This window comes from Solwaraspora sp. WMMD791 (assembly GCF_029581195.1).
Taxonomy (GTDB): domain Bacteria; phylum Actinomycetota; class Actinomycetes; order Mycobacteriales; family Micromonosporaceae; genus Micromonospora_E.
Genome location: NZ_CP120737.1, coordinates 4134485 through 4146090, shown reverse-complemented (window position 1 = coordinate 4146090; position 11606 = coordinate 4134485). Strand labels below are relative to the sequence as shown.

General features: G+C 70.8%; 10 protein-coding genes. 4 read left to right on the top strand and 6 right to left on the bottom strand.

Annotation, left to right across the window (positions count from 1 at the left end; all coding sequences use genetic code 11):
- Window positions 1-3: 3 nt before the first annotated feature.
- Window positions 4-942 (bottom strand): alpha/beta hydrolase, encoded by a 939-nt coding sequence (locus O7623_RS18400; RefSeq protein ID WP_282224262.1) that lies wholly within the window; start codon window positions 940-942, stop codon window positions 4-6.
- Window positions 943-1047: 105 nt separating this feature from the next.
- Here O7623_RS18400 and O7623_RS18395 point away from each other — a divergent pair, with 105 nt between their 5' ends.
- A complete protein-coding gene (locus O7623_RS18395) occupies window positions 1048-2283 on the top strand; it encodes a C45 family peptidase (protein ID WP_282224261.1) in 1236 nt (411 codons plus the stop codon).
- On the opposite strand, the gene O7623_RS18390 is transcribed toward O7623_RS18395, so the two are convergent.
- The 3 genes from O7623_RS18390 to acs form a co-directional block, all read right to left on the bottom strand.
- Window positions 2228-2614, bottom strand: coding sequence for a hypothetical protein (locus O7623_RS18390; RefSeq protein ID WP_282224260.1), 387 nt, complete (start codon window positions 2612-2614; stop codon window positions 2228-2230). The two genes, O7623_RS18395 and O7623_RS18390, sit on opposite strands and share 56 nt — an antisense overlap.
- 217 nt (window positions 2615-2831) lie before the next feature.
- Window positions 2832-5201 carry an immune inhibitor A domain-containing protein gene (locus O7623_RS18385; protein ID WP_282229465.1) on the bottom strand — a complete coding sequence of 790 codons (2370 nt, stop codon included), beginning with the start codon at window positions 5199-5201 and terminating at the stop codon, window positions 2832-2834.
- 277 nt (window positions 5202-5478) lie between these two features.
- Window positions 5479-7443 (bottom strand): acetate--CoA ligase, encoded by a 1965-nt coding sequence (gene acs / locus O7623_RS18380; RefSeq protein ID WP_282224259.1) that lies wholly within the window; start codon window positions 7441-7443, stop codon window positions 5479-5481.
- Window positions 7444-7642: 199 nt separating this feature from the next.
- Here acs and O7623_RS18375 point away from each other — a divergent pair, with 199 nt between their 5' ends.
- Window positions 7643-8395 carry an oxidoreductase gene (locus O7623_RS18375; RefSeq protein WP_282224258.1) on the top strand — a complete coding sequence of 251 codons (753 nt, stop codon included), beginning with the start codon at window positions 7643-7645 and terminating at the stop codon, window positions 8393-8395.
- Between the two features lie 39 nt (window positions 8396-8434).
- Here O7623_RS18375 and O7623_RS18370 read toward each other — a convergent pair whose 3' ends face one another.
- Entirely contained in the window at window positions 8435-9235 is an 801-nt protein-coding gene (locus O7623_RS18370) for an HAD-IB family hydrolase (protein WP_282224257.1), read from the bottom strand.
- A 521-nt stretch (window positions 9236-9756) separates the two neighbouring features.
- On the opposite strand from O7623_RS18370, the gene ssd reads away from it, so the two are divergent.
- Both ssd and O7623_RS18360 read left to right on the top strand, forming a co-directional pair.
- The gene (gene ssd, locus O7623_RS18365) at window positions 9757-10848 is read left to right on the top strand and encodes a septum site-determining protein Ssd (protein WP_282224256.1); all 1092 of its coding nucleotides are present in this window, start codon (window positions 9757-9759) and stop codon (window positions 10846-10848) included.
- Window positions 10849-11023: 175 nt separating this feature from the next.
- Complete coding sequence (locus O7623_RS18360) at window positions 11024-11338, top strand: helix-turn-helix transcriptional regulator (RefSeq protein ID WP_282224255.1); 315 nt, start codon at window positions 11024-11026, stop codon at window positions 11336-11338.
- A 69-nt stretch (window positions 11339-11407) separates the two neighbouring features.
- On the opposite strand, the gene O7623_RS18355 is transcribed toward O7623_RS18360, so the two are convergent.
- The gene (locus O7623_RS18355) at window positions 11408-11596 is read right to left on the bottom strand and encodes a DUF397 domain-containing protein (RefSeq protein WP_282224254.1); all 189 of its coding nucleotides are present in this window, start codon (window positions 11594-11596) and stop codon (window positions 11408-11410) included.
- Between the last annotated feature and the right edge of the window lie 10 nt (window positions 11597-11606).

Below are 11606 nucleotides of genomic sequence, written 5' to 3'. Positions count from 1 at the left end.
GGATCAGCTCTTCGCCCATCGCAGCACCTCACCGAGGACCAGGTCGGGCGATTCGACGTGCGGGAAGTGGCCTACCGCGTCCAGTAGCCGCCACTCGTAGGGGGCGATCACGTACCGTCCGGAGCCCTGGGCGGTGCGCGGCAGGACCGCCGGATCGAGCGCACCGTGCAGCTGTAGCGTCGGCGTCACCAGCGGTTCCTGCAGTAGCTTCACGAAGCGGTAGCCGTGCAGGCGCAGCAGGGACCGGAACGCCCAACGGTAGCCCTCCAACGCGCAGAACGACGCCTGCGGGATTCGCATCGCGGTGCGGCACCGTCGCTCGTACTCGGCGAATCGCGGCCCGTCCGTCCAGGCCGGCCCGCCCCAGCGCCGGAGGAATCCACCGATCATCGCCGCGTCGTCGCGGGTCAGCACGTGCTCGTAGCGGGGGAGCTGGAACCGTAGCGACGGGGTGGAGGCGGTGAACTGCCCCCGCGGATCGGAGAAGATCGCCGACCGTAGCCGCAGCGGGTGGGCGGCCCCGATGACGACCAACCGGCGCACCATCCGGGGGTGGAACGCGGCGGCCGTCCAGCCGATCATGCCGCCGAACCCGGCGCCGACGATGACGGCCGAACGCTCACCGAGGGCCCGGATCATGCCGGTGACGTCGGCGGCCAGGGTGTAGCCGTCGTACCCGCGGGGTGGTTTGTCGCTGGCGCCGAAGCCGCGCATGTCGACCGCGACGGCCCGGTACCCGGCGTCGGCGACGGCCGGCAGCATCTCGTGCCAGGCCCACCAGAACTCGGGGAAACCGTGCAGGAACAACACCAGCGGGCCGGTGCCCGCCTCGACGACGTGGAACCTGCTGCCGTTCGCGCCGACGTACCGGTGCTCCCATGGGCCGTCGATGAGCACGCAGGACTCGTCCACCGGACCGACCGCCCTGCCGTCATCTGCCATGGCCACAGCGTAGGCGGCCGCCGCACCCTGCGGATAAGGCCTGGTCAGACAATCAGGGTAGATTCCGGGGCAGGTCTCGTCACCGGCGACGATAAGGTGGTCCTCGTGGCCGATGATGTCGCCCGGCACGACCTGCGGGCCCCGCTCACCGCCGCCGGAGTCGTGGTGGTCGACGTCACCGGCGCGCCCGCCCAGTGCGGTGCCGGTTACGGTGCCGCCGCCGCCGGCCTGATCGCCGACAACGTCGACCGGTACCTGCGCCGGTTCCGGGACGAGGCCGGGCTGAGCCGGGCAGCGGTACGGGTGGCCGGAGGCACGTTCCGTAACGCCAGTCGTGCCGTGCATCCGCGAGTGACCGACATGCTCGACGGGCTGGCCGAGGGCGCCGGTGTGCACGTCGACGAGATCTATGCGCTCAACGCGCGTACCGAACTGCTCTACGGGACCCGGCCCCCCGCCGCGCCGGGGCATCCGGACGGTGCCGACGGCGGCTGTACGGCGGCCGGAGTCCTCGGCAGCCACGCCGTCGACGGCCACCTGCTGCTGGGGCAGAACTGGGACTGGCACCCCGACCAGCGGGACACGATGGTGGTGCTGCGCACCGTCGACGAACGTGGCGACGCGGTGCTCACCCTCGCCGAAGCCGGCATGCTCGCCAAGACCGGGCTCAACTCCGCCGGCCTCGGTGTCTGCGTCAACATGCTCGGCACCGACCGGGACGGGCTGTCGGCCGGCCGTACGCCCGGGGTGCCGTACCACGTCCTGCTGCGTGCCGTGCTGGAAGCCGGCAGCCTCGGTCAGGCGACGAGGGTGGCCTGCCGTACGCCGCGCAACGCCTCGATCAACCTGCTGCTCGGGCAGGCCGGGCCGGGCGGCGGGGAACTGCTGGACCTGGAGGTCGTACCCGGTGACGTGGGCTGGCTGCATCCGGCGGACGGGGTGTTGACGCACGCCAACCACTTGGAGAGCGCCCTGGCGGTGCGGGACACGATGAAGGATCTGGGCGGGTCGTCGCTGTTCCGCTCGGCCCGGGCCCGACGGCTGCTGGTCGACCGGACCGGTCGCGGCCCGGTCGGGCTCGACGCGCTGGCCGACGTCTTCCACGACCACCTGGGACTGCCGTTGGCGATCTGCCGGCACCTCGACGAACGGGACGCCCCGGCGGATCAGGCCGAGACGGTCCACTCGGTGCTGCTCGATCTCGACAGTCGACGACTGGGTCTGGCGGCCGGGCCGCCGTGCCGGCACGACTACCAGTGGCTGGAGCTGACCGGCGACCGGGACGTCAGCGCAGCAGCTCCGCGCGTACCAGCCGCCACGACTGACCAGGCCCGCAACTGATCCGTACGTCGAGCGGCTCGACCTTGACCCGGATCCGGGTGTGCCGGACGAGTGGAGCACCGGCGTCGCCGTACAGCGCATGCTCCACGCCGTCGTCGGTGACCAGGCGGTAGCAGGGGCCGGTGCCGCCGGTGGTGACGGTGCCGACCAGCCAGTCGCCGGTGATCAGGTCCGACGGCGTCGACGGCGGCGTACCGGGGCGGGTCGGTACCGGCGGATCCGTACGCGACAGCGGCGGCCCCGTCGGGCCGGCGGGTCCGGTCGAACTCTCGGCGGGTCCGGTCGAACTCTCGGCGGGCCCGGTCGGGGTCCCGCCGGGCTCAGTGGGCATCGTGCCTCCGGGCTGCGTGGCGGCCGGCGTCGTGCCGTCCGGCGGTGGGGCGCAGGCCGCAGCGGTGAGTGCGAGGGCGCAGACGCCGACGGTCAACCACCCGGTGCGGGTCCGACGACGCCGGGTGGTTGACCGGTGAATCAGCTGTGGAGGTGTCATCCCGGTTGGACGCCGCCCGGCCGGCCGACGTTGCATCCGCCGGCCGGGCGGCACCGGCTCAGGAGATCCTGATCTTCATGGTGGTGCCGTCGACATCCACCACCCGGATCTTGACACCGACAGCCGGCAGCTTGACCCCGTGGTTCGGCAACTCCTCGAAGAAGTACTTCTTGGTGTCGTCGAACAGCGGCTGGGCCGCCTGGCCACGGATGTACTGCGGCTGACTGTTGATGTGCAGGGTGAACGAGTCGGCCTTCTCCAGGCTGAACGGCGCGTCGTACACCTGGACCCGGGCCCGCCAGGGCGCGCCGGTCAGGTTGTACATCGGCCGTGGCCGCGAGTCGATGTAGAGGTTGCGGCCCTCACCCGGGTGCACGTTGGTGTTGTTGTCGGCCTGGGAGGTGTCCCAGTACGAGATCAGCAGACCCTCCTGGTAGGCGTAGTGGTCCACCCAGTCCGGCTTGCTGTCGGCGTACCCGAAGTAGTACGGACCGGTTTCGAGGTACCGGTCGTAGGAGACGTACGAGCGGTGCCCGGCGATGTAGTAGTTGTCGAACTCGCCGGTGGTGCTGGCACCGACCGCCGACCAGCCGGTCAGGGTCCAGTCGCCGTCGCCTTCCGCGCCGTCGGTGAAGATCGGCGACCCGTCGGCGGTGACGACGATCTCGTCACCGAAGAAGCCGCCGTACGCCACCGCGCCGTCGGTGCGGTAGAGCAGCCGCACCAGCACCTCGTCCCCGGCGTACGCGTCCAGCGGTACGGCGATGTCCACCCACTGGCCACCGGTCGAGCTGTCGATCGCCGGGGTGCCACTGCCGTCGGTGCCGAACGGGCTGCCGTTGATGGTGCCGTCCAGCGACGTCCAGCTCTCGCCGCCGTCGGTGGACGCCTGGAAGTACAGGTAGTCGTAGTCGTCCTCGATGTCGTAGCGGGCCTTCATCGACAGGGCGGCGGTGGCGGCCCCGGTCAGGTCGAACTCGCGGGTCATCGTGTTGTTCAGATCGTCTGAGTTGCCGGAGAAGTACTGCAGCTCGCCGGCGTACGGTTCGCCCAGCTCGGTGGTGACCTGCTTCTTCGGCAGAACCACCACGACCGCCTGCGCCCGCTTGGTGTTGTACTCCTGTGGACCGAGGTGCAGGGTCCGTTTCTGACCGGCCACCACCACCTCGTAGTCCAGCCAGCCGAGCTGCAGCTTGTTCCAGGCACCGAGGTCGCCGGGGCGCTCGCCGATGCCCTGGTCGGTGGCGGCGCCCAGTCGGCTCTGCGCCATCAACGTCCAGTGCTCGTTGTTGTTGTCGCCACCACCGGAGGTGTCGTAGTCGTCCGGCAGGCCCAGGTCGTGGGCGTACTCGTGGACGAAGACGCTCAGGCCGCCGTTCTCCGGCTGAATGGTGTAGTCACCGATCCACAGCCCGGTGTCGGCGATCTGGGTGCCACCCAACGGGTTGTCGGCCGGGCCGGTCAGGCCGGCGTCGCTGGCAAAGGCGTACCAGCGGTGGCTCCAGATGGCGTCCTCACCCTGCCAGGGGTCGCCGTCCTCCTGGCCGTGACCGGCGTGGACGATCTGGAAGTGGTCGAGGTAGCCGTCGGGCTCGTTGAAGTCGCCGTCACCGTCGAAGTCGTACCGGTCCCACTTGTCGAACTCGCGCAGCTCGGCGGTGATCTCGGCGTCGGTGCGCCCGAGTGCCCGCTGGTCGGCGACCCACTGGTTGGCGGCGTCGCGGACCAGCTGCCAGACGTTGCTGCAGACGTTGCTGCCGCACAGGTCACGGCCGTAGCGGGCACCGTTGTAGCGGACCTTCACCCAGTCGGTGACGGTGCCGTCGACGCTGTACCGGCCGGAGGACTGCGTCTCGAAGTACGTCTTGACCGACTCGACGCCCTCGCCGGCGCCGAAGTACAGCTGCCGGTAGTGCTCAGCGGAGTAGTCGGCCTGCCAGACGGTGCTGTTGTTGACCGACCGGTCCGGCTCGGGGATCTGGTTGTGCAGCGGTCCGTCGAAGCTGACCGGGCCGGGCCAGCCGGGGTTGCTGTCCACGTCCGGGTAGCTGGGGTGCCGTTCGTCGCCGTACTCGGCCAGGATCACGAAGATCCGGTCGGTGGTCTCCCGGGCGAGTTCGACGTACTGGTCCTTGCCGGCGGCGGCAGTGCCCCGCCCGGCGAGGCCGGTGCCGGATGTCTCGCCGATCTTCGCGACGGTGCTGGCACCCCGGCGCTGCGGGGTGATCCGTCCACTGACGACCTCGCTGACCGCGCGTTCGCGCAGCTCACGCCGCTTCTCGCCGAGCGGGTTGGGTAGGTCGTCGATGCTGGGGGCTACGGCCTGGGAGGGCGCTGCCACCGGTGTGTCCACCGGCGGTGCCGCCCCCGCTGACGCGGGGAGAGCGACACCCATTCCCGAGGCAAGCGACACGGTGAGCATTCCCACCATGACTCTGCGCACGTGGTTACCTCCGGTTCGGGGGATACCAAGCCGCCACTTGGGTGAGCGGGGCTGGGGGTTCCGGATGATCCGGCCTCGTGTTGCGGGGCCATCGTGAACCTAGTCACCCGAGGGAACTTCTGTGAAGGTCCATGCGTCGATTTGTTTCACGATCATGGTTGGAACGCCCTGATATGTCACAACGCTCAGGGCGCGCGAAAAAGCCGGTCCGGCCGCCGAAGCGGCCGAACCGGCCAGAATGTCCAGCTCCGACGGTAGGCTGTCAGTCCTCGTCGGACTTGCCGCCCTGCATGCCGGAGGAGATCAGCTCCATCACCGTGGAGTCCTGCAGGGTCGTGACGTCACCGAGGGAACGGTTCTCGGCGACGTCCCGCAGCAACCGACGCATGATCTTGCCGGACCGGGTCTTCGGCAGCTCCGGCACCAGCATGATCTGCCGGGGCTTGGCGATCGGCCCGAGCGTACGGGCGACGTGGTTGCGCAGCTCCTGGATCAACGCCTCGCCCGCGTCGCCAGCGGTGTCGGCGCTGCCCCGGGGGATGGCGAACGCGACGATCGCCTGACCGGTCGTCGGGTCGGTCGCGCCGACCACCGCCGCCTCCGCCACCGACGGGTGCGACACCAACGCCGACTCCACTTCGGTGGTCGAGATGTTGTGACCGGAGACCAGCATCACGTCGTCGACCCGGCCGAGCAGCCAGACATGCCCGTCGGCGTCCTTCTTGGCCCCGTCACCGGCGAAGTACATCGTGTCGAACCGCGACCAGTAGGTGTCGATGAACCGCTGGTCGTCACCCCAGATGGTGCGCAGCATCGACGGCCACGGCTCGCGCAGCACCAGGTAGCCGCCGCCCCCGTCGGGCACCGATGCGCCCTGGTCGTCGACCACGTCGGCGCTGATCCCCGGCAGCGGGGTCATCGCCGAGCCCGGCTTGGTCGCGGTGACCCCGGGCAGCGGAGAGATCATGATCGCCCCGGTCTCGGTCTGCCACCAGGTGTCCACGATCGGGCAGCGGCCGGCACCGATGTGCTCCCGGTACCACATCCAGGCCTCGGGGTTGATCGGCTCACCGACGCTGCCGAGCAGCCGCAGCGAACTCAGGTCGTACTTGGCCGGGATGTCCTCGCCCCACTTCATCATGGTGCGGATCAGCGTCGGCGCGGTGTACAGGATGCTCACCTGGTACTTCTGCACCAGCTCCCAGAACCGGCCCTTGTGCGGGGTGTCCGGCGTCCCCTCGTACATCAACTGCGTGGCACCGTTGGACAGCGGACCGTACACGATGTAGGAGTGCCCGGTGACCCAGCCGATGTCGGCGGTGCACCAGTAGACGTCGGTCTCCGGCTTGAGGTCGAAGACCGCGTGATGGGTGTACGACGCCTGGGTGAGGTAGCCGCCGGTGGTGTGCAGGATGCCCTTCGGCTTGGCCGTCGTGCCGCTGGTGTAGAGAATGAACAGCGGGTGCTCGGCGTCGAACGGCTGCGCCTCGTGCGTGCTGCTCGCCGTCTCGACCGTCTCGTGCCACCAGTGGTCCTTGTCGGTCCAGGCGACATCTTCCCCGGTACGCCGTACCACCAGCACGTTCTCGACCGACGGACACTGGGCGACCGCCTCGTCGACGGTCGGCTTGAGCGCCGACGGCTTGCCCCGGCGGTAGCCACCGTCCGCCGTGATGATCACCTTGGCGCTGGCGTCGCGGACCCGGCCGGAGAGCGCGTCGACGGAGAATCCGCCGAAGACCACGTTGTGGGTGGCACCGATCCGGGCGCAGGCCAGCATCGCGACCGCGGCCTCCGGGATCATCGGCAGGTAGATCGCCACCCGGTCACCGGCGGTGACGCCGAGGTCGGTCAACGCGTTCGCCGCCTGGCAGGTCATCCGGTGCAGGTCGGCGTAGGTGATGGTGCGGGTGTCACCCGGCTCGCCCTCCCAGTGGATGGCGACCCGGTCACCGGCCCCGGCGGCCACGTGCCGGTCCAGACAGTTGTACGCGACGTTGAGCTGACCGCCGACGAACCACTTGGCGAACGGCGGGTTGGACCAGTCCAGCACCTGGTCCCACTCCTTGGCCCAGTGCAACCGGCGGGCCTGGTCCGCCCAGAAGCCGAGCCGGTCGGCGGCTGCGGTGTCGTACGCGGCCGCGGTGACGTTGGCCGCCCCGGCCAGTTCGGCCGGCGGCTCGAACCGCCGATTCTCCTGAAGTAGGTTCTCCAGCGTTTCGCTCATCCGTGGGGCTCCTCACACGTCGCTTGACTTGCTCCGAGGTTAGTGTCGCCGTCCAGCCGGCACGAGAGTTGTCAGATCCCGGGGTACCCACCACGCGCCGAGTGGCCACACCGGCGCGACGGGCGGTTGCCCGTACGGGTGCGGTGCCGACCCGGGATCGGTCCGGCACCGGCCGTGGCCGGGGCGTACCGTGACCGACGTGACCAGGACCGATCCGCTCGCCCCGCTGCTGGATCTCGCCGACGTGGCACCGGCGCTGGCCGCCGCCCGCGAGCAGGTCGACGCCGCGCTGCGGCACCGCGCCCTGCGCCGCCACGGCGGAGCGGTCGCGGCCGAGGTCAGCCTGCGCTCGGCGGTCGCCAGCGCCGCGCTGGAAGGCCACCCGCACCCGGTCGCCGACGTCCGCGCCGGCACGGTGACCGATCCGGTGACGCAGGGGGCGCTGCGGGTGGCCGAGGCGGTGCCCGGGCTGGCCGACCGGTGGCCCCGTACCCCCCGTCAGGTCCTGGCCAGGTTGCACGTGCTCGCCGCCCGCGACCAGGTCCCGGCCGACCAGCTGGGGCGTCCGATCAGCGGTACGCCGGCCGTCGCGGCTCGCCTGGACGGGCTCGCGGAGCTGGTCGGCGGCGGTACGTCGGTCCCGGCGCTGCTGGTGGCCGCGGTGGTGCACGCCGAACTGCTCGCGCTGCGCCCGTTCGCCGGCCCGAGCGGGCTGGTCGCCCGGGGTGCCGGGCGGCTCACCCTGGTCGCGGCCGGGGTGGATCCCCGTGGCCTGCTCGCCGTCGAGGTCGGCCACCGCGAGCGGGAACCGGAGTACGTCGGTGCGGCCGGTGCCTTCGCGACCGGTACGCCGGACGGCATTCGCTCCTGGCTGCGGCACTACCTGACCGCGGTCGAGCTGGCCGCGCGGGAGCTGACGACCGTCGCCGACGAGGTGCTGGCCACGGCCTGAACGTGGTCAGGCCGAGGTGGCCGGCTTTCGTCGGTGTCGTCAGGACGAGGTGGCCCGGGTGCGGCGGTGCCGGCCGTACCAGGCGATGCCGATCGCGACCCCGACCCCGACGCTGAGCGCGGCGGCGGCGACCGGCACGGCCGGACGTTCCCGCAGCCGGCGCCCGAGCGGTACGGGATGGCGGAACGCCAGCACCGGCCAGCCCTGCTCGGTGGCGATCCGACGCAGTTGCCGGTCCGGATTGACCGCACTGGGGTGCCCGACGCATTCCAGCATCGGCACGTCGGTGTAGGAATCGGAATAGGCGTAGCACTCCGCCAGGTCGTATCCGCGCTGCTCGGCCAGCTCGACGATGCCCGTCGCCTTGGCCGGACCGGCGGCGTAGAATTCGATTTCCCCGCTGTACCGGCCGTCCTCGACCGCCATCCGGGTCGCGATGACGTCGGTGATCCCCAGCAGTTCGCCGATCGGCCGGACCATCTCCTCGCCGGAGGCCGAAACCAGCACCACGTCCCGGCCTGCGGCCTGATGTTCCTCGATGAGCGCGGCGGCCTCGGCGTAAACGTACGGGTTGATCAGCTCGTGCAGGGTCTCGGCGACGAGTTGGCGGACCTGCTCCACCGGCCAGCCCTTGCACAGCGCGGCAAGGTAGTCCCGGGTGCGGGCCATGGTCTGCTCGTCGGTGCCGCCGAGGCGGAACATCAACTGCGCGTACGCCGACTTGACCACGTCCCGGCGGGTGATCAGCCCATCGCGGTAGAAAGGCCGGCCGAACGCCAAGGCGCTGGACTTGGCGATGACGGTCTTGTCGAGATCAAAAAAAGCGGCGCTGCGGCCCACGACGCTGAAGTCTAGCCGTAGCGTGCCGCTGTCGGCGGTCCCCGGGGCCACCCCCCGGCCGACACCTGCGGGATGGCCTGGACACTGATCGTCGGATCAGCGACCGGGCTGCTCCGACCGCTGCTCGGGTCGGCTGGCGTCACGCGACTCGCGGGAAACACCACTCGACGTGTGGCGGTCCGCTCAGGCATGCTTGTTTGTGACGCGGTTTCATTTCCCGGGTCGTGGCATCCAACAGACGCTCGGCGGTTGCACCCCCCGTGACCGCTGAGAGGGTTCGGCTCGACCCCCCCGGAGCCGAACCCCAGACGACCCCCGCCATCCCCCCGGCGGGGGTCGTCGCTATCTCCGGGTCGGTGCCCGGCGGTTCACGGGCCGCACTCGCTGTAGCAGATCAACTCGCTGTTGGCGGCGTTGTCCACAGGCGGCCCGGTTGTCCACAGCCCGCCGGGCCGACAGCGCGCCGGTCCCAGGTCTGTACCCACAGTTACGGCATCCCTCACCGACCGCAGGAGGTCCGGATGCCGCCGCGCACCAGCACCGTCGTACCCCGCCGGCTGCCGCTGGTCGTCACCGCCGACGAACGGCTCCTCGACGACCTGCTGCGCCTCGCGGCGCTCGCCGGCACCGAGGTCGACCTGGCCGCAGACCCCGTGGCCGCCCGCTCCCGGCAAGCCGTCGCCCCACTCGTCCTGGTCGGCGCCGACCAGGCGGACGCCTACCTGCGGGCCCGGCTGCCCCGCCGACCCCGGCTGGTGCTGGTCGGCCGCGCCGACCAGGAGCCGCCCTGGCAGATCGCCGAGGTGCTCGGTGCCGAGCATGTCGCGATCCTGCCGGCCGCCGAGCCGTGGCTGGTCGACCGGTTCACCGACGACGGCGACGCGGAGCGACCCGCCGCAGCGGTCGTCGGGGTGATCGGCGGCCGGGGCGGGGCCGGTGCCAGCGTGCTGGCCGGAGCCCTGTCGGTCACCGCCGCCCGGCGTGGCCTGCGCAGCCTGCTGGTCGACGCCGACCCGCTCGGCGGCGGCCTCGACCTGGTCCTCGGCTGGGAGCAGATCGACGGCCTGCGCTGGCCGGCCCTGGCCGACAGTGACGGCCGGATCGACCCGGCGGCCCTCGCCGTCGCCCTGCCCTGCCGGGGTGACCTCGGCCTGCTCTCCTGGGACCGGGGCGAGCCGCTGCCGTTGCCCGCTGCCACGATGACCGCCGCGCTGGACGCCGCCCGGCGGGAGCGGGACCTGATCGTCGTCGACCTGCCCCGGCGGCCCGACGACGCCGCCGTCGCCGCGATGCACCTCACCGACCGGGTCCTCGTCCTGGTCCCGGCCGAGTTGCGGGCCACCGCCGCGACCGCCCGGGTGATCGCCGGCATCCAGCCGCACTGCACCGACCTGTCGCTGGTCGTGCGCGGGCCGGCACCGGGCCGGCTGCGGGCCCGGGAGATCGGCCGGACCCTCGGGCTGCCGGTGACCGGGGTGCTGCAGCCTGAGCCACGGGTCAGCCGTGGGCTGGAGCGTGGCGAAGCGCCGGGTGCGTCGGGTCGCGGCCCGTTGGCCGAGTTGTGTCAGCGGGTCGTCGCCGGCCTGGTCGACCGTACGGCGGCAGCGTCATGACGACCGATCCGGCTCGTTCAGGCGCGGGCGCGGGCGACCGACGTTCCGGTGATGCGGCCTCCAGGCATACGCCATTATCGCAGTTCTGCTATATTCGCCAGGCGTCGTGGCCTGTCTACTACCACCCCGAGGCGGAAGCTGAGTAGCGCATCGATGAAGTGAGGGGCGACGAGTGATGAACCTGTCCGATCTGAAGACCTCGGCCCAAGTCCACGACGGGCAGCGCCACGACCCAGAGTTCAGCTCGGAGTGGAACCGCACAGCGTTCGCCAACGACGTCGCACTGCGCATCTTGCGGTACCGCCGGGAGCATGGCCTCACTCAGACGGCGCTCGCCCGCGAGGTCGGGATGACCCAGTCGGTGATCGCGCGCCTTGAGTCGGGCGACCAGCCTCCGTCGATCGCGACCCTGGCCAAGCTGTCGAAGGGTACAGGCATGGACTTCAATATCAAGGTCAGCAGCGGTGCTGTCGAGTTCATCGCAGCCTGACCGCCTACCCTGACGCCAGGGTCTGCCCCTGGTCCCGTTCCTGGGATCAGGGGCAGACGTTCAGCGAGTTCAGAGGTCGAACTGGCCGACCTTGATCCCTCGGACGAAGCCGGTCCAGGTGTCGGCGGTGAACGACAGGATTGGTCCGGCCTGGTCCTTGCTGTCACGGACAAGGACTGCTCGGTTGGGGCTGGCGACCTCGACGCAGTCCCCGCCTCCGTTGCTGCGGGTGCTCTTCTTCCACACGAGTTCGGTCATGTCAGTTCCT